Annotated in this window: 12 protein-coding genes; 2 read left to right on the plus strand and 10 right to left on the minus strand. The window is 55.1% G+C overall.

Annotation, left to right across the window (positions count from 1 at the left end):
• Positions 1-104: 104 nt before the first annotated feature.
• From HBA55_RS24115 to glnA, 10 genes are all read right to left on the minus strand, one after another.
• Entirely contained in the window at positions 105-2,909 is a 2,805-nt protein-coding gene (locus tag HBA55_RS24115; RefSeq protein WP_166996672.1) for a TonB-dependent receptor plug domain-containing protein, read from the minus strand.
• Positions 2,910-3,053: 144 nt separating this feature from the next.
• Entirely contained in the window at positions 3,054-3,530 is a 477-nt protein-coding gene (locus HBA55_RS24120) for a hypothetical protein (RefSeq protein WP_166996674.1), read from the minus strand.
• Between the two features lie 102 nt (positions 3,531-3,632).
• A complete protein-coding gene (locus HBA55_RS24125; protein WP_166996676.1) occupies positions 3,633-6,605 on the minus strand; it encodes a TonB-dependent receptor in 2,973 nt (990 codons plus the stop codon).
• A 190-nt stretch (positions 6,606-6,795) separates the two neighbouring features.
• On the minus strand, positions 6,796-7,815 hold the full coding sequence (locus tag HBA55_RS24130) for a FecR domain-containing protein (RefSeq protein ID WP_166996678.1): 1,020 nt from the start codon (positions 7,813-7,815) through the stop codon (positions 6,796-6,798).
• 408 nt (positions 7,816-8,223) lie between these two features.
• Positions 8,224-8,763 (minus strand): RNA polymerase sigma factor, encoded by a 540-nt coding sequence (locus tag HBA55_RS24135; RefSeq protein ID WP_166996680.1) that lies wholly within the window; start codon positions 8,761-8,763, stop codon positions 8,224-8,226.
• Between the two features lie 117 nt (positions 8,764-8,880).
• Positions 8,881-9,312 (minus strand): acyl-CoA thioesterase, encoded by a 432-nt coding sequence (locus tag HBA55_RS24140; RefSeq protein ID WP_166996682.1) that lies wholly within the window; start codon positions 9,310-9,312, stop codon positions 8,881-8,883.
• Between the two features lie 73 nt (positions 9,313-9,385).
• The gene (gene glnG / locus HBA55_RS24145) at positions 9,386-10,804 is read right to left on the minus strand and encodes a nitrogen regulation protein NR(I) (RefSeq protein WP_166996684.1); all 1,419 of its coding nucleotides are present in this window, start codon (positions 10,802-10,804) and stop codon (positions 9,386-9,388) included.
• Positions 10,788-11,897, minus strand: a complete 1,110-nt coding sequence (gene glnL, locus HBA55_RS24150) for a nitrogen regulation protein NR(II) (protein WP_166996686.1) — start codon at positions 11,895-11,897, stop codon at positions 10,788-10,790. The genes glnG and glnL overlap by 17 nt, the downstream gene beginning before the upstream one ends.
• A gap of 233 nt (positions 11,898-12,130) precedes the next feature.
• Entirely contained in the window at positions 12,131-12,661 is a 531-nt protein-coding gene (locus HBA55_RS24155) for a DUF4124 domain-containing protein (RefSeq protein WP_166996688.1), read from the minus strand.
• Between the two features lie 119 nt (positions 12,662-12,780).
• The gene (glnA, locus tag HBA55_RS24160) at positions 12,781-14,187 is read right to left on the minus strand and encodes a glutamate--ammonia ligase (protein ID WP_166996690.1); all 1,407 of its coding nucleotides are present in this window, start codon (positions 14,185-14,187) and stop codon (positions 12,781-12,783) included.
• Positions 14,188-14,690: 503 nt separating this feature from the next.
• Here glnA and thiI point away from each other — a divergent pair.
• On the plus strand, positions 14,691-16,148 hold the full coding sequence (gene thiI / locus HBA55_RS24165) for a tRNA uracil 4-sulfurtransferase ThiI (protein ID WP_166996691.1): 1,458 nt from the start codon (positions 14,691-14,693) through the stop codon (positions 16,146-16,148).
• Between the two features lie 124 nt (positions 16,149-16,272).
• The gene (locus HBA55_RS24170) at positions 16,273-18,708 is read left to right on the plus strand and encodes a putative bifunctional diguanylate cyclase/phosphodiesterase (RefSeq protein WP_166996693.1); all 2,436 of its coding nucleotides are present in this window, start codon (positions 16,273-16,275) and stop codon (positions 18,706-18,708) included.
• Positions 18,709-18,742 lie beyond the last annotated feature (34 nt).

An 18,742-nucleotide genomic window follows, 5' to 3' on the forward strand; every position in this document is an offset into this window, starting at 1 on the left:
ATCCGTCAGGAAAGAGCAGGAAGCAATTCGGTACGGATTTATGAGTTCAAAAAAAGAGGCCCGCATAAGCGGGCCTTGAGGAAGAGAGCGGTTACAGCTCGGACTTAGAAGCTGTAAGTTACTTTGGTGTAGTAGAAGCGACCCATCCAGTCATACACAGTAGAGGTGTTGGTGGAGATGGCTGGGATGAACTCAGGTTCTTCGTCGGTGAGGTTTTCAATACCTGCAACCACACGGAAGTTACCGAAGTTCATGCTGCCGGTCAGGTCGAAGTAGTGAACAGCGTCCACGGAGTCAACCACATCCAGAGAAGGAACAACAGGATCAGCGTCAGCATCGTGGATGTAACGGTGAGTCAGGCCCACGTCCCAGTTGTCCTGCGCCAGGTTGAAGGACAGGTTGGAGCGAATGCGTGGGTAACCGGCCCAGGCGCTGTTGTCCATCGCAATGCGGTCGGTGAAGTTCTCTTCGCTGCCGTCGTCGCTGATTTCCTTGTACTCGATCAGGTAGTTGGCCAACCAGTTGACGCTGAAACGACCGAAGTCGGTGTCCATGGCGTAGTTCAGAGTCATGTCAACACCGCTGGATTCCAGACTCGCCAGGTTTTCGTTCAGTACTTCCAGGCGAATGATGTTGCCCTGCTCATTACGACCGATACGAGCACAATCGGCGGCAGCCAAGCCTGGAGTGTTGTAGCAGTTGTTGATAACACCTGTCACATCACGAGCCTGAATGGCGTTGTCCACCTCGATTTCGTAGTAGTCCAGAGCGAGTGAGAAATCTTCAATAAAGCTCGGAGTCCAAACGATGCCAAAGGTAAGGTTGTCGGCGGTTTCTGCTTCCAGATCCGGGTTACCACCTTCGGAAACTTTCAGCTGACCGGCGTTTTGAATGTAACCTGCGGGCACACCTGCAGCAGCACAGTTAGCACCAACGGTTGTACTGGTATCGCCACCATAGCCGGAACAGGGATCACCGACAGCGTCGAAAGTATCAGAGATACCACCGAACAGCTCCATGATATTAGGTGCACGGAATGCGGTAGAAGACACAGCACGAATACGCAAATCTTCAAACGGGCTCCAGCTCACACCAATTTTATAAGTGGAGTCGTCACCAATGGTGTTGTAATCAGAGTAACGCCAGGCCAGGTCCATAGACAGGTTATCGGCCAGAGGCGCATCTTCGATCAGAGGCAGGTTCATTTCCGCGTAAAATTCAGTTACGTCGTACTCACCGCTGGTGGACTGAGAGAAGTTACCACCGGAATCACCGGACTGGGTCACCGCAGACTTACGGCTGCCACCTTCTTCTTCACGGTATTCGAATCCCGCGGCGAAACCAACAGTACCGGCAGGCAGCTCGAACAGATCACCGCTAATATTACCGGCAAGCTGCATCATTTCGTATTCGTTGAACTCGGTGTCATCGAACAGAATGTAGTTGGCAAAGGCATCGGTTACGTCACCGCGACCGAAGATATCAATGGCATCACCAGGAGCTGCTTGTGCGTTGGAACAGCCTACGTCAGCGTCACACTTGTCGGGGTCAACAGCAATACGCAGTTTACCAACGTTAACCTGGTCGAAGGTTTCTTCGAACACTTCGGAACGGCCCCAGTTGAAGTGGGCATCCCAGGTCCAGCCGTTGGTGAATTCACCTTCCAGCCCAACCAGAGTGCTTACAGTTTCGCCCTGGTATTCAAACTGACGAGTTCCGGCATCTTGTGCGCGCCAGTCCATGATAAAACCGGTGGCAGCGGAGTTAACAGCCAGTTCTTCGGCCTGGATCATCGCCAGTGCATCAGAAGGAATGTGCGGGTTTGTGAAAGGTACGGGCACCATGTCGGTGAACTGACCGTGGGCACCGGAGATCGGCAAGCCAGGGAAACCAAGGGAGCCTTCGCGATCAGTGTAGCTGACTTCGGTGATCAGGTTCAGCGTGTCAGTCAGTTCGTAGTTACCTTTCAAGAAGAAGGAAGTCTTCTGATTGGGGCTCAGCAGGGAAACATCGTTACCCAGGTTATAGTTAAAGCGGCAGGGCTCGTAACCGTCGATGGCTTGGCCATTGGCGCCGCCACACTCGGTAAAGTCGAGACCACTGTCCGCATCAGGAGCAAAAGCAATGGAGCTCCCGTTGGACGGGCGATAGTATTTGCCCCAAGGTGGAATACCGGAACCGTTCAGGGTGGCGCCGCCACCGAAGTCGATGATCACGGGATCCTGCGACCAGGGACGATCGGCAAAGGTCACTTCTTTTTCTTCGGCAAATGAAACGCCAAATGTGATATTACCTTTGTCAAAGTTCGCGCCCATGACCATGGACAGGTCGTATCGGTCTCCATCCTGTTCGCCGGATTGGCCTCCGCCAACACTTAGCTCAACGCCTTCGAAGTCCTGCTTTAAAATTACGTTAACAACACCACCAACGGCGTCGGAACCATAAACAGCTGAGGAACCGTCACCGAGGACTTCAACACGCTCGATCATGTTGACGGGGATGTTGTTCAAGTCACCGACCAGACCGGTGCCCAGTACGGTGGAAACAAAACGACGACCATTGACCAGCAGGAGAGTACGTTGCTCACCCAGGTTGCGCATTTCTACTGAGCGCACACCTTGGCCAGCGTTGGAGTTGTTTTCGCTGGTGCCGTTCATAGTTACCGACGGAATCTCCTTTAGAATTTCCTGTACGGTAATGGCATTGGCTTTGGTGATGGTTTCACTGCTGATGATGTTCATGGGGCCAACGTAGTCCAGTGGGTCACGGGCAATACGTGAGCCGGTCACCATTACTTCTTCGATGGCTTCTTCGTTGTCAGCAGTTGCCGTCAGGGGCATCATGGAGGCGGCGGTCAGACCGAGGACGGCCATCTTCACCGCTGTAGACAGAGTGTTCTTTTTAGTCATGATAACTTCCTCTCGTTCGTTGTTATGCGAGTCGCAGCAATTTATTCGCTGTCGATTTGGGTACAACTGATAATGAGACGAAGGGTTTTTGGAACACCTCAAAAAAAATTAACAAAAATTTAGTGGTTTTTTATGAACCGCCAGTCACTGTACTCTACGGACACCGATTGTGCGCTTGGTACCTTCCACTTTCATGTCGTAAAAACCAAAAAAGTTCTTTGAAATCGTGACCTTGGGGTTGTCCAGTTGCGTGTGCCAGGTATTGCTGTAGCGCTGTTCCCAGACTTGACCGTTTTGCAGCCGGAATTTGGTTTTTCCCTTCCAGCCGTGAAACGAGCCGTCGATGGCGCTGTGAATTTCCGTGTTGGCCTCTTCTTTTACCTCCGCCACGGTTTTTTGGAGGATGTCCGCCTCGTTGGCGGTGTAACGGATCAGCCAGCGGTCCAGCGCTTTAAGCTCTTGCGGCGAAAGCTGTTGCAAGCCGGCGGCGTTAAACGTCTTCTCATCCATCAGCTGCTTTATACCGGGAAAGGTCTTATCCGCCAGCGCCAGTGGGGAGATCAAGGCCGAGGCACAGCCCAGGGCCAAAAGCGAGGCGCGCAAGGATCTGAGAGCAACCATAACAGGCTCCAAAAAAATTAAGGGTCAACAGATGCTAGACGAACGGGGAGGCAAACCCCTCAAAAGCGGCTTGTTCTCAGAGACTCTTTCGCACAAGCCCCTTTAGAAGCTCTGACTCAGACGCAGGTACCAGAAGCGGCCTTTGATGTCGTAGGTGCGGGCGTCGTAGTTGTCGTTAAAGGCCGAGGCGGCGAACGGCGGTTGCTCATCCAGCAGGTTGTCAGCACCCAGGCTGACTTGCAGCCCCCGCACCAGGCTTGGCCGATAGTTGAACTGCAGATCGTGGGTAACCCAGTTATCGATGCTGCGGCTGTCGTCGCTAAAGGGAATGTCCTCCCGCAGCGAGCTGACGTAGTTGAGGCTATAGCTCAGCTCAAAGTCATCTCGACTCCAGACCAGGCCACCGTTGAGCTTCCATTCCGGAATGGCACCGTGGCCTTCTTTGGCATCGTCAGTAAAGGTACCGGCAAGGTCTTTGGTCTCTGACTGGTCCGTCACACGGCTGAGAAATTCTGCAATATGAGAGGCGTTGAGACTGAACACCAGGTTGCCTTGTGGTAAAGGGACCTGATAACGCATGGCCAGATCCAGGCCCTGAATTTCTCTGGCTCCAATATTGATAAAGGGGGCAAACAGTTTGGTGATATTGCCATTGGCATCCCGTTGCACCAGTTCGCCAAAGTTACCCAGCTCGGCGTTTTCATCCAGGATCGTCTGGGGGCTGGAATCGACGACATTGCGCTGTTTGATCCGGAAGTAGTCGAGGCTCAGAGACAGATTGGACCAATCCAGTGGTGTCCACACGAGGCCCAGGCTGTAACTGGTGGATTCCTCCGGTGACAATTCGGCGTCACCACTGAATTCGGTCAGGTACTGAATACGGGTGGGGTCACTTTGTTGACTGCATCCTGACAGCACACCCACATTCGCTTCAATAGAGCAGGGGTCTTCCAGAAACGCCTGGGTGCGGAAGCCGCCTTTGTGGAGCTCATCAAGGCTGGGAGCTCGGAAACCCTCAGAATAGGTGGCGCGTAGCAACAGATCGCGCACCGGCCGGTAGCGCAAGCCTAATTTCGGACTGGTATTGTCGCCAAAGTCGCTGTAATGGGAGTGACGTGCCGCCAATTCGAGATCCAGGCTATAGACGCCGGGGGCGTTGGCCAGCAAGGGCAGCTGCACTTCAAAGAAGATTTCAGCAATGTCTCTTTCGCCGCGGGTGGAACCAATGCTGATACCACCGATCAGCTCATCGTTAGCGCTGTAGTTGCGGGGGGAGAGCGAGGAGCGCTCGCGGCGTACGTCGATACCAGCGGCAAAGAATACCGGCCCGGCGTCCAGTTGCGTGGCCATGGTATCGACAATCAGGTTGGCGCCGTACAGTTGGCTGTAACCATCAAGGCGGGCGTCACGGGTGATATAGGCCAGCTGTTCAGCGCTGATGGAACCCGGCGGGCCAAACAGGTTCAGAGGCTCACAGCCATCAATGGCGGTGCCTCGGCAGTCCGGCCCCAGGGCTTGAGCCACCCGCAGGCCATCGAGCAGGTTGGAGATGGTTTCGTCGGCCTCGCTGCGGCTCCAGTACAAGTGACTGTCCCAATGCAGATTGCCATCACTGCCTTCCAGCCCGATGTTAAAACGATAGCTTTGAGATTGGTTTTCCTGCTCCCGTGCCGGCAGTTCCAGAATACGCCGCCGCACGTCGTCCAAGTCTGTACCGAACGGATTGTAGGGGTTGTCGGCAGAGACCGGCAGGGGAATTTCTTCAAAGGCGGTATAAAGCGGGGTAGAGGCAAGGCTGATGGTGGCGCGGGTCTTGGAATAGGAACCCTCGGCGGTTAACTCCAGTTTGTCGTTGAGCTCATAGTGACCACTCATAAACAGACTGTAGCGGTGGGATGGTGAGATCGACGAGGTCTGGGTCTGATAGTTGAACAGGTCATCGTCGGTCGCTTCCCGATAGTGACCGATCTGCGATCCACCCTCGGGCAGGTTGCGGTATTGTTCGTCCAGAATGAGGACCTGTTCATCGGGCAGCGTAATGCGGCTGGTTTCTGTTGCACTGACCCTCTGGTCGACACCGCCCCGTGGCCGACCATCGGCATTGGCTGACAGGCTTCGGTCGCGGCTGTACAGACCGTTTTGGGAATAGTAGGTGGCCGAGAGCAGGAGGCCGCCGCGCTCACCGGTGGTGCCCCAGAGCAGGTTGCTGGTCAGGGTTTCCAGGTCACCGCGGCTGCTTTCGCCGTAGTATTGCTCCAGTTGCAGTCCATCATAGTCGGTGCGCATCACAATATTGACGACACCGGCGATGGCGTCTGAACCGTAAATGGCGGAGGCACCGTCTTTCAGGATCTCGATGCGCTCCACTGCGGCTGGCGGAATGCTGTTGAGATCGACAGAGTCGCCTGCCTGGCCATCAAAAGCCACCCGCTGGCCGTTGATCAGCACCAGGGTGTTGTTGGCGGGCAGGCCCCGCAGTGTCACGGTGGCAGTGCCGTCACCGCCGTTACTCACGGCAGTGCTGGTGGAGTTGCCGGATACCGCCGGTACAAATTTGAGGAATTCCCCCAGGCTTTGAGAGCCGCTGCGGGCCAGTTCGGGTGCGGAAATAATATCCACCGGCGAGGAGCCTTCTAGGTCGGAGCGATTGATGCGCGAGCCGGTCACCGAGCGACCGATGACCATCATTTCCTCAAAATACTCAACGGGATAAACGTGATTCTCTTCCTCACCCCCTGTTTCCGGCGGTCGCGGCACAATGGCGACCACTCTGGGACTGATCTCCCGGTAAGTCAGAGGCGTTTGTTCCAGCAACTTCTCCAGTGCCTGGCGGGGGCTGATTTCACCCTTTAAGGCCGGTGCCTGTTGATGAAGGACCAGAGGAGAGGGAAATACAATGCTCAGGCCGCTGCGTTTACCCAGATCGATCAACGAGGATGACAGCCGCTGTGGAGGCAATTGCAGTGTTTGGGCAGTATCCAGCGCCGCCGCCTGAATCGGGCTCAGCGTTCCAACAGTTAACGGCAAAGCCGCAACCAGGGCCAGCAGGGAAGAATGAGCGCGACGGAATACCATGTTATCGAGTACTGCCAGATACCTTTTCGGGTGCAGGCGACAGTAAGGTTTACGCGCCTGACCAAATACACCCTTCCGGTTATATAGTATTCAGCTCAGGGTTTCAATGAAGGCTTGGCGCAAATGGCCAGGTTTGCCTGGCCGTTTTTGCCATCAAATGGGGGGCGGAGGTGCGCTTGGTTCGGCACCCCTAGGGGGTTTCAGAGATGTTTCGATACAGGCGTTGTTGGTCCAGGCTGAGGTCGAAGCTGGCCATCAGCGCGTCCAGTGTCTCGGCCGGTGCAGCCACACTGAAGGTACCTGAGACACGCAGGTCGCGCAGCGATTCGTCATCCAAATTAACCGGCAGCTCCAAGTAGCGATTGAGCTCGGCTACTGCCTCAGTCAGGGGGCTTTGGTTGAAAATCAGCGTCTTCTCTCGCCAGGCCAGTGCCGCTTGTGTGCGGCTGGAGCGGATTTCGGTCAGCCCGCGTTTGCCGAAGCTGGCTTCCTGATTGGCAATCAGACGCTCAGAGCTTGGGTTCGGGGTGGAGGCGTCCGTCTGCTCTCGCAGCTGAACAATGCCCTCAGTGACCACAACAAGGGTTTCCGTAATGTGGCGATGAATATTAAATGCCGTGCCTACCGCTGTGACAGTACCGGCACCCACGTCCACAACAAACGGGCGCTCACGGTCTTTGGCAACCTGGAAGTAGGCTTCGCCACGCAACAAGCGCAGCTGACGCTGATCCTCACTAAAAGAGACCTGCAGGTGAGAGCGGGTGTTGAGGTCAATGATTGAGCCATCGGCCAGCGTAATCTGGCGCTGCTCGCCGGCGCCGGTGGAATAGCTGTCGACCCGAATGTCCGGTGTGCCTGGCAGTAGGGTAACCAGTGCAATAACGCCGGCGATACAGGCCATGGCGAGACCGCTCTGCCAGCCACTCCAGCTACTGAACCAACCGCTGGTTTGGGGTTCTTCGACCGAGGGGGTGGCGGGTGTTTGGAGCTGCATCTGCGACTCGACATCCGGCAGATAAGCTGCGGTGGCGGTGGCTTCCCAGGAGGAAGACATATCATCAAATGCGCGGCAATGCTCGTCGCTCTGATTCAGCCAGCGAGAGAAATCCTGTTTGTCACGGGCAGTTACCTGGTCCGAGCGCAGCCGGGCAATCCAGCCCGCAGCTTCGTCCAGTAACTCATCATAGTTTTGTGAAATGGTCTGACTCACGTTTCACTACCTGTGCACATGTCCCATGTGCTGTTTTACATTAACCTTAATTCTCACGGGGTTCCCAAACATTGCGATCCATAGTGCTCTGTGCTTTCTGGCGATCTTCCCTAACCCAGGCACAAATTCAGTATAGTCACAGACGCCGGCCTCAATATATCGGCCTTAGAATCGATTTCGATTAGACCGCACTACCTTGGAACAGTTTCCCCCGACAAGTCATTAATTCGCCTGACTTTCAAGAAACCCCCAAGGATTGTCTGTTTTTTGGCCAGTTTTGGGACGCGGAATTGTACCACGACCACTGTGGACTCAACAGTCGTCTTGCATTTAGTAGACGTACTAAAACGTCTTCCACCCACAATTTTTCAGCATTTTTTTTGCAGTTGAGTGAAAAACGCAAACTTTTCAGCGTTTCTCTTCGCCTGTGACAAGCTTGCGACTGTGTTTCAGGGCCTGCAGGATATATTTTTCCACGCTGGAGACGGACACCGACATCTCCTTGGCGATCTCGCTGTAGGAGAGCCCTTTAACCCGGTGCAACAGGAAGGCCTGCCTGCATTTCAGGGGTAGCTCGTTCATGGCCTGCTGCAGGTTGTCCAGATCGCGTCTTGCGGACAACAGTCTTTCAGGAGTGCAGTAATCCGTAAGGCTTGAGTATTCCTCGTCGGCCAGTTGATCGCGACTGAAGGTTTGCTGAAGGTAATTCTGGTGAAGTTTCTCACGCCTGAGCATATCTATGGCGAGGTTGGAGGCGGTCTGGTAGAGGTAAGCCTTGGGGTTCTCCAGTTCGCCTTCTTCGGCCAGGCGCTGAATTCGGATAAAGGCATTTTGGGCGATGTCTTCCGCATCCTGCTCGCTGTTGACCTTGCGTTTCAGAAAGCGCACGAGTGCCTTCGCATGGTTGGCAAAGAGCGATTCGAGTCTGTTGTGCTTGTTATTCGCCATCGGGTTTCAGAAGGGGACCCATCTTATTATTGCTTTAACTCATCGGTCTGTTTTTATCGACCTGGGGCAGCCGCGATTTATAGCACAGCCCGCCGAGGTAAAACAGTCGGGTCCGCCCTATTCTTTGCCAGTGGCGTTTTGCAGCTGCTGCAGCAATACCGGCGGCAGCGGACAGCGGCGGTTGTGATTGTAGTCGTAGTACACGATTTTGCCTTCTCCTTCGGCCACCACGCGGTTGTGCCGCTCGCTCACCACCGTATAGACATGGGTGAAACAGTCCTCTTTGAGATCTTTGACCTGAGCACTGATGTACACCTCATCCGGGAAATCCAGTGGGGCCTTAAAGCGGCAGCGGGTTTCCGCCAGGATGGGACCGGTGTTGTCGCTGGCCATTACCGCCATGATACCTATGGCGGTAAAGTGACCAATGCGGGCGTGTTCGAAATAACGAAAGTACTCGGTGTTATTGACGTGCTGAAAGGCGTCCAGCTCACCCCAGGTGACCTTGTGGTGGTAAACGTAGGGGTGATCTTCCAAAAGCGGGTGCATAGGCGTCCATGTGGCGGCGGATGAGTGAATCCGCCCCAGTTTAATGCAGGAGGTGAGTTTATCAACCTCCGCCTTATTCGCCGTCGCCGTTGTCTGACATACCCAGTTCCTTGAGCTTGCGGGTGAGGGTATTGCGCCCCCAGCCCAGCAGGTTGGCAGCGTCACGTTTGCGACCGGCGGTATGCTTGAGCGCAGTTTCGATCAGTGCTTTCTCAAACGTCGGCACGGCCTCAGACAAGATGTCGTGCTGGCCGCGAGCCAGCGCCTGGTCGGCCCAGTGGCGCAGGGCTTTTTCCCAGTCGCCGGAGGGTGAATCCTGGTCGCGGCTGTCCATCAGCTCTGGCGGCAGGTCTTCCAGGTGCACTTCGCGACCGGATGCCATCACGGTAATCCAGCGGCAGGTGTTCTCCAGCTGGCGCACGTTGCCCGGCCAGTCGAGGGTGCAAAGATAATTCTCGGTCTCCGGCAGCAGTATCTTGGTTTCCACCTCCAGCTCTTTGGCGGCTTTGTGGAAAAAATGCTGGGCCAGTTTGGGGACGTCCTCGCGGCGATCGCCCAACTTGGGGATGTGGATGCGGATGACATTCAGGCGGTGGAACAAGTCCTCCCGAAAACGGTTCTCTTCCACCAGGGTTTCGAGATTCTGGTGAGTGGCGGCGATGATGCGCACATCCACCTTGACCGGAGTATGGCCGCCGACTCGGTAAAACTCACCATCGGCCAGCACCCGCAACAGCCGGGTTTGGGTTTCGGCGGGCATATCGCCAATTTCGTCGAGAAACAGTGTGCCGCCGTTGGCCTGCTCAAAGCGGCCCTGGCGCTGGCCGCCAGCACCGGTAAAGGCGCCTTTTTCGTGGCCGAACAGCTCCGACTCAATCAGATCCTTGGGAATGGCGGCCATGTTCAGGGCAATGAAGGTGTTGCTGCGGCGGGGGCTGTGACGGTGCAGGGCCCGGGCCACCAGCTCTTTACCGGTACCGGATTCACCGTTGATCAATACGGTGATATTGGACTGGGACAGTCGCCCAATGGCTCGGAACACCTCCTGCATGGCAGGTGCCTCGCCGATGATTTCGGTACCCAGTTCAGGCTCCTGTGGCGGATTTTCCTGCTGTTGCTCCTGCGCGTGGGCCAGTGCACGTTTGATCACCGCCACCGCTTCGTCCACATCAAAAGGCTTGGGCAGGTACTCAAAGGCGCCGCCCTGGTAAGCCGACACGGCGCTGTCGAGATCGGAGTGGGCGGTCATGATAATCACCGGCAGGGTGGGCATGTCGTCCGAGAGGATTTTCAGTAGCGACAGTCCGTCAGTGCCCGGCATGCGTACATCCGTAATCACGGCGTCGGGGCGACTGGTCTTGAGCGCGTTAAGGGCGCGGTCCCCGCTTTCAAAAGCCGTGCAGGTAATACCCTCTTGCTGCAGAGCGCGCTCCAATACCCAGCGAATTGAACGATCGTCGTCTATGATCCAGACGTTATTGGGTGGCTGCATGGTGTTGTTCCAGTGGTATATAGATAGAAAATGTCGTTTTGCCCGGGTGGCTGCTGCACTCGATCAGGCCCTGATGCTGCTGGATCAGGTGCTGGGAAATTGCCAGACCCAGACCGGTGCCTTCGGCGCGACCGGTAATCATCGGGTAGAAAATGTCTTCAACAATATGGCTGGGAATTCCCGGGCCGTTGTCTTCAATGTCAATCCGACACACCAGATTGTGATATTGGCGGCCGATGGTGAATTGGCGCTGGATACGGGTTCGCAGAGCGATAGAACTGTTCTCGCTCAGGTCGGCTTCCTGCAGGGCCTGCATAGCGTTGCGGGCTATATTGAGCATCGCCTGGATCAGCATCTCTTTGTCGCCGGGAAAGTCCGGAATACTGGGGTCGTAGTCCCGTTTCAGGCGGATGTCGCCGCCGCACTCGGCATGGATAACCGTGGCTACCCGTTCCAGCACTTCGTGCACATTGATGTCTTCGAAATTGGGCAGTTGGCGCGGGCCGAGCATTCGGTCTACCAGATTACGCAGGCGGTCCACCTCTTCAATAATGATCTGGGTGAACTCTTGCAGCTCCTCGGCGGGCAGCTCCCGTTCAAGCAACTGAGCCGCGCCACGAATGCCTCCCAAGGGGTTCTTGATCTCGTGGGCCATGCTGCGGACCAGATTGCGGGTCGTCTCCTGGGAGGAAATCAGTGCCTCTTCACGGCTGATGCGGAGCAAGCGGTCCAGTGCCACAATTTCGATCAACAGCCCGGCTTTGTCGGGCAAGGGGGTGACAGAGTAATCGACGGTGAGTTTGGCCCCGTTGTGCAGATGCCATTGGGAGCGGCGCTTGGTGTACTGGGCGTCTTCGTCTGCCGCCGCCTTCAGTGCTTCTTCGGCGGAGGCATCACTCTCCCGAAAGTAGTGTACGAACGGCGTATCCAGAACCTTGCTGCGACTGACCGCCAACATCATTTCAGCAGAGGGGTTGATGTGCACCAGACGCAGAGAGTTGTCCAATACCACCACGGCGACATTGAGGTGGTCAAAGATGGACTTGTAGTGCTGCTCGCTGGAGTTAGCACCGGTTCCTGCTGGTATCGACATTGAGTCCTGCCGTCGTCTGGACGGGTGTGGCCGAGGATATTTCCCGCGGATAATCACCCAGAGTTTATAGGGTTCTTACAGTTAGCTTCTGTAAGAGCAAGAAACGAACCAATACGGCGCACTCGCCCCTTTTCGGTGAAATCAGGGCTTTCAGGTACTAAGTGGTGTTTCTCTACTCTTAAGTATGCACCAAAAATGTGCAGGCGGGTGTTGGGGAGGGAAGTTTTAGGGCGTCAGTTGAGAACGGAGCGACGCTGAACAAAAATGGTTATCGGCGATGATTGGGAGATAACCTTCCCTTTGCGAGTGACCACAGCAGCGTGCAAGCGGTGTTCACCACGGTAAATATTCTTGAGTACGCCCTGGTTGCTTTGACTGGCGGGCCCATAGGGCTGACCGTTAACAAAGAGCTGCATACGGTGATTCTTATGCAGATTTGGAGCGATTAATACGTTAACGGGCACATCCTGCTGGCCCATGGGTACCTGCAACCCCATACCAGGGGACAGAATACGCACCTGATAACGCTTGGGGGCTGGTTCCTGGTTTTCCTCCTCGCTGGTGTCAGTACCAGGACGAGTGCGGACTTGAATAGCGGGTTGAGTGTTGATCTGTGGCAGATCGACAGCATCGGCTTTTTCCTTGGGAGTGTCGGAATAGGTCACATTGCCGTTTTCATCTACGGTTTTGTAGATTTCTGCCCACATTGGTAATGACAAGGTGGTGCAAAAGCATCCAATCAAGGCGACTATTCTGGCATTCATGGTCGTTTTCCGTGTAATCACTACCCTAGGTTAGCGTTTTTGACAGACACAAAAAAGCCCCGGCGCAGGCCGGGGCTTTTTAGAAGATGCTTAGAGGTTGAGAACCTCCAGGCTTCGACTTATACGGAGTAGTACATGTCGAATTCTACCGGGTGAGTGGTGTGCTCAACGCGGTAAACTTCTTCCATCTTCAGCTCGATGTAGGCGTCGATGGCGTCGTCAGTGAATACACCACCGGCAGTCAGGAACTCACGATCTTCGGCCAGGCAGTCCAGAGCTTCACGCAGAGAACCGGCAACCTGAGGAATCTCAGCAGCTTCTTCAGCAGGCAGGTCGTACAGATCCTTGTCGGCAGCGTCGCCAGGGTGGATCTTGTTCTTAACACCGTCGATACCGGCCATCAGCATGGCAGCGAACATCAGGTATGGGTTAGCGGTAGGATCACCGAAGCGGGCTTCGATACGCTTGCCCTTAGGAGAAGGCACGTAAGGAATACGGATGGAAGCGGAACGGTTACGGGCAGAATATGCCAGCATAACAGGGGCTTCGAAGCCGGGGATCAGACGCTTGTAGGAGTTGGTGGAAGCATTGGCGAAGGCGTTGATGGCCTTGGCGTGCTTGATGATACCACCGATGTAGTACAGAGCGGTTTCGCTCAGACCAGCGTAGGCGTCACCAGCGAACTGGTTCTCACCGTCTTTCCAGAAAGACTGGTGGCAGTGCATGCCGGAACCGTTGTCGCCAACGATAGGCTTGGGCATGAAGGTGGCAGTCTTGCCGTAAGCGTGAGCAACGTTGTGTACGCAGTACTTCAGGATCTGAACTTCGTCAGCTTTCTTAACCAGGGTGTTGAACTTGACACCGATCTCACACTGGCCAGCGGTACCTACTTCGTGGTGGTGTACTTCCACGTCCAGGCCCATCTGCTCCATAGCGGCACACATAGCGGCGCGGATGTCGTGCAGGCTGTCTACTGGAGGTACTGGGAAGTAACCACCTTTAACGCCTGGACGGTGACCCATGTTGCCGTCGTTGAAGTCGTGAGAAGTGGCCCAGGCCGCTTCTTCAGAGTTGATCTTGTAGAAAGCACCGGACATGTCGGCGCCCCACTTGATGTCATCGAATACGAAGAACTCAGGCTCAGGACCGAAGAAAGCGGTGTCACCCAGTCCAGTGGACTTCAGGTACTCTTCAGCGCGCTCGGCGATGGAGCGGGGGTCGCGCTCGTAGCCCTGCATGGTGGAAGGCTCAACGATGTTGCAACGGATAATTACGGTAGGCTCATCGGTGAAGGGGTCCAGGATGGCAGTGCTGTCGTCTGGCATCAGGATCATGTCGGATTCGTTGATACCCTTCCAGCCTTCGATGGAGGAGCCGTCAAACATCTTGCCTTCTTCGAAGAAGTCATCGTCAACTTCGGAAATGGGGATAGAAACGTGCTGCTCTTTACCCTTGGTGTCAGTGAAACGCAGGTCAACCCAGCGTGCTTCGCTTTCTTTGATCAGATTCAGAGTTTTCTCTGACATGTGGATGCCTCCAAAATGGCCTAGCCAAGACGAAATTAACAATTTATTGGGAAAAAGCCTTCCTCGTGTCCTTCTTCGTGAGACCGCGGGAAGTCAGCCACGCATTCTTCACGTTTTATCTGCAGGACGCAAGAGAGAGTGAGCGATAACAGGGCAAATTGTATGCCAGTGTTAAATATTGGGTGAAATCGCCGCAACCGCTGTAATTACAAGGGCTTAGGAGCCACCTTAAAATTTCCATATGCACCAGAGTGGTGCTGGAATTAGAGTGTAGACCCAAAATGGTGCATTTGCAGCCAGGGTATGGAAATTCCGTGAAATTGATGGATTTTCAGGAGGAAATCAGACGCTAAATAGCAGTCGGGCAAAGGGAAAACTCCCTGCCGTAAGGTTAGACTGTGACTATGCGGTGGCATTTTCACCTGCGTGTTGGCGTTGGTTGCTTTATAATCGCGCGCCCGCGGTCCCCCTCAACACACTCATCTGTACTGGTTGTCATTACTATGCATTTTCTCGTCAAACTGTTTCCGGAAATCACCATCAAAAGTGCGCCGGTGCGTAAGCGCTTTATCCGCCACTTGCGAGAGAACCTGAAAGAGCTGTTCAAGGGGCTCGAGTTTCCGGTAACCGTCACCCGGGATTGGGACAAGATCGACGTACTCTCAGAGCGGAACGATGCTCAAGCCAAGGCCCAAGTGGCGGAGATCCTGTCAAATACACCGGGTATCGCTCATTTCTCACTGGTGCACAGCTTTCCTCTGGTTGATGAAGAGGACGTGTTCCAGAAAACCAAGTCCATATGGGGGGATGCTCTGAAGGGTAAGACCTTCTGTGTGCGTATCAAGCGCCAGGGGGACCACGACTTCACCTCCACCGACATGGAGCGCTATGTCGGTGGAGGCCTGAATCAGCATACCGAGGCGGCTGGGGTCCGGCTTAAGGATCCGGACATCACCGTGCGTTTGGAAATCAAGCGCAATCAGGTTCACGTGATCGAGGAGCAAACTCCGGGGCTGGGGGGATTCCCGCTCGGTAGCCAGGAGCCCGTACTGTCTCTGATTTCCGGTGGTTTTGATTCAACGGTTTCCAGCTATCTGACCATTAAGCGCGGCATTCGCACCCATTTCTGCTTCTTTAACCTTGGTGGCCGTGCCCACGAAGTAGGTGTGAAGGAAGTGGCGTACTACCTGTGGAAGAAATATGGTGCTTCGCACCGGGTGATGTTTGTCACTGTGCCTTTTGAAGATGTGGTAGCCGAAATCCTGGAAAAGGTGGAAAACTCACAGATGGGGGTGGTACTCAAACGCATGATGCTGAGGGCCGCCACTCAAGTGGCCAAAGAGATGGAGATTCCTGCACTGGTCACAGGTGAGGCGGTGGCGCAGGTATCCAGCCAGACGTTGACCAATTTGACCGTGATCGACAGCGTTACCGACACATTGGTACTGCGACCGCTGATCACCATGGATAAGGGCGACATTATTAACACCGCCCGCAAGATTGGCACCGAGGACTTTGCTGCCGCTATGCCGGAGTACTGTGGCGTGATTTCGCGTAAGCCGACAACCCGTGCCCAGGAGGAAAAGGTCTCGGCAGAGGAAGGTAACTTCGACTTCGCGGTGCTTGATCGAGCTATCGAAACCCGCCGTATGGTGGGCATTGACCAGGTGATTGACGATTTGGAACCAGAGGTTCAGGTCGAGGTACAAGAGCAGGTGCAGGCCCGGCAGGTGGTCATTGATGTTCGCCACCCCGACGAAGAAGAACTCAAACCCCTGCAGCTTGAAGGCATCGACGTGCTTAAGATCCCCTTCTATCGTCTCAGCAATGAATTTAGTCGCCTGGACGCGGGTACCGAATACCTGCTGTATTGTGAGAAAGGCATTATGAGCCAGCTCCACGCGGCCAATCTCAAGGATGCCGGCTACCAGAATCTGGGCGTCTATCGGCCCGCAAAATAACCAGAAAGGACGGTATATGCTCCGCACCATAACGGTGCGGCGATCGTTGTCCTAGATTGCGTTTGTCCTCACCCGGTAAGCTGGGTAAAGTAACTGCCTTATAATAATGACAACTGGCGATTGAATGGGGCTGAGAACAAAACTACTGGTCATGTTGCTGGGACTGCTGCTGTTTCCGCTGGCGGTGCTAAGCGGCGGTGCTTACTGGTACTTTGAAAACAAGCTGCAAAAAGAAGCCCTAAGCTACCTGAACAATATCGTGGGTCAGTTGATCCTCAACGCCCGCACTGAGCTTGAGCGGCCCCGTCTGGCTGCGGAGCAGTTAGCAGTAGACCCGCGTATGACAGGCCATCTTGGTGATATTCGGGTCAGTCGCGCGGCGGTCACCGACCGCTTGCGGGCTTTCCAAATGCTCAATCCTTCCATTCAGCATATTTCCCTGCACGATCATCGTGGTCGACTGCGTGCCCAACAGGCGTTGCCCGGTGGCGGTTTGTCTGGCTCTGCGTTGGAAGACATGCGTATGTTTGGTGGTCTCTACCCGGATCAATTGGAACAACAGCTGCTGAATGAGGGGCATCTCGGTGAACTGGTCAGCTTGGATGATGGCAGCAGCGCGCTCAGGATTGCGGTCGCAGTGACCAACCGAGCGGGCAATCAGTTGCTTGGCTACCTGCTCCTGACCACCAGCATGGGTGGTCTGGAGAAGATGATTTTCGAGAACGACACCCGTACCACCCGCTTCTTCTTTATAGATGCACAGGGTGCGCTCTTGGCCAAATCCGAGGGCATCACCTTTACCGTGCTGCCCAAGTCAGCACTCGCAGGTACCAATGAAGAAACCAGCGAGGGGCAGCGTTACTCTGAGGTGGAGTTGGCGGGGGTTTCCTACCTGCTCAATCTACGCCGGGTTAATGACGGCATCTGGCTCGGTTCCATGATTGACTTGGATGCCATCACCATCAGCAGTCTGGATTTTCTCTATGTGCTGATTCCGGCTACCGCAGTATTGTTTTCAGTGATTGGCTTTGTTCTCTACCTGAGGGTGGCTCGGGACATTATCAAACCCATTGATCGCCTTATCGATGCCACCCGCGATATCTCCAAGGGGCAGTTCCAGCCGCGGATTGATATTGACTCCAATGACGAGCTGGGGGAACTGGCCCAGGCATTCCGGGTGATGGGTGTACAGCTTAACGACACTAATGAAAAGGTCATGCAGCTGGCCTTTTACGACCCCCTCACTCGATTGCCCAACCGTAACACCCTCAAGCTGACTCTAAAATCGATGATCGAGCAGGCCGAGAGAAATAAAATGCTTCTGGCGGTGCTGTTTATCGATCTGGATGATTTTAAGAAAGTGAATGACCGCCTCGGGCACGAAGCCGGGGATGAGCTGTTGGTGCAAATCGGGCAGCGTTTGCAAAAGCGTTTGCGCGGCGGGGATATGATTGCGGGTACCTCTCGGGACGAGCTGCCCGAGCAGGTGATCAGCCGGCGCGGCGGTGACGAGTTTAATGCCCTGATCAATCAAGTGCGTCACCCCAGGGAGGCGGCGCTGGTGGCCGAGCGTCTGATTACGGATATTAATGAGCCTGTGATGCTGGGGGGCAGCCCGGTCAGCGTCGGCGCCAGCGTGGGCGTGGCGCTGTACCCTCAGGATGGCAAGGATCCGGATACTCTGCTGCGCCACGCCGACATGGCGATGTACGAAGCCAAAAACCTGGGCAAGAACAAGTACTATCTGTTCACCGAGGCGATTAACACCCAGGTACACCAACGTCTGGAGCTGGAGCAGAATATTGCCAAGGGGCTGGTGAACAATGAATTCCAGTTGTACTACCAGCCCAAGGTGGATCTGAAAACCATGCGTGTGGCTGGGTTCGAGGCTTTGATTCGTTGGATTGACCCCGAAAAGGGCATGATCTCTCCGGCCGAATTTATCCCGGTGGCAGAAGAGTCCAATCTGATCCACGATCTGGGCCGCTGGGTGATGGCAGAAGCTCTGCATCAGCTGCAGCTTTGGGAGTCCGAACTGCCGATGGGCCTTCGCATCGCCATCAATGTCTCCGCCCGGCAGATGGCACAGGAGAACTTTGCCGAACAGATTATCAGCCTGGCCCAGCAGTTTGGTGTGCCCCTGACCCGGTTGGAGATTGAACTGACGGAGACCAGCATCCTGACCGACGAAATCCTGGTCAAGCAGCATCTCTATGCCCTGCGTACTGCAGGGGTTAAGGTGAGTCTGGATGATTTCGGCACCGGCTATTCCTCTTTGACGTTTCTGCGCAACCTGCCCATCGACAGCGTCAAGATCGATCGCAGCTTTGTCATGCGCCTGGCTCAGGACAGTGAATCCCAGGCGATAGTGCTGTCGGTGCTGGAGCTGTGTGACAAGTTGTCGCTGGAGACCGTGGCCGAAGGGGTGGAAACCCCGGACCAGCTGACCTTTCTGGCCGCCAATGACTGCACTGAGGGGCAGGGGTACCTGTTCGCCCGGCCATTGCCTGCCGACGATGTACTCAAATTTCTTCAGGCGCCGGAATACCTCGCTCTCTAAGGGGCTACCCATATCGTCACAATAGGGAATTAGG

The organism is Pseudomaricurvus alkylphenolicus, assembly GCF_011683955.1.
Classification (GTDB): Bacteria; Pseudomonadota; Gammaproteobacteria; order Pseudomonadales; family Cellvibrionaceae; genus Pseudomaricurvus; species Pseudomaricurvus alkylphenolicus.

Bases quoted from the DNA above. Each gene is read 5' to 3' on its own strand.
- HBA55_RS24115 (WP_166996672.1), bottom strand. From the start codon at position 2,909: ATGACTAAAAAGAACACTCTGTCTACAGCGGTGAAGATGGCCGTCCTC.
- HBA55_RS24120 (WP_166996674.1), bottom strand. From the start codon at position 3,530: ATGGTTGCTCTCAGATCCTTGCGCGCCTCGCTTTTGGCCCTGGGCTGT.
- HBA55_RS24125 (WP_166996676.1), bottom strand. From the start codon at position 6,605: ATGGTATTCCGTCGCGCTCATTCTTCCCTGCTGGCCCTGGTTGCGGCT.
- HBA55_RS24135 (WP_166996680.1), bottom strand. From the start codon at position 8,763: ATGGCGAATAACAAGCACAACAGACTCGAATCGCTCTTTGCCAACCAT.
- HBA55_RS24140 (WP_166996682.1), bottom strand. From the start codon at position 9,312: ATGCACCCGCTTTTGGAAGATCACCCCTACGTTTACCACCACAAGGTC.
- glnG (WP_166996684.1), bottom strand. From the start codon at position 10,804: ATGCAGCCACCCAATAACGTCTGGATCATAGACGACGATCGTTCAATT.
- glnL (WP_166996686.1), bottom strand. From the start codon at position 11,897: ATGTCGATACCAGCAGGAACCGGTGCTAACTCCAGCGAGCAGCACTAC.
- HBA55_RS24155 (WP_166996688.1), bottom strand. From the start codon at position 12,661: ATGAATGCCAGAATAGTCGCCTTGATTGGATGCTTTTGCACCACCTTG.
- glnA (WP_166996690.1), bottom strand. From the start codon at position 14,187: ATGTCAGAGAAAACTCTGAATCTGATCAAAGAAAGCGAAGCACGCTGG.
- thiI (WP_166996691.1), top strand. From the start codon at position 14,691: ATGCATTTTCTCGTCAAACTGTTTCCGGAAATCACCATCAAAAGTGCG.
- HBA55_RS24170 (WP_166996693.1), top strand. From the start codon at position 16,273: ATGGGGCTGAGAACAAAACTACTGGTCATGTTGCTGGGACTGCTGCTG.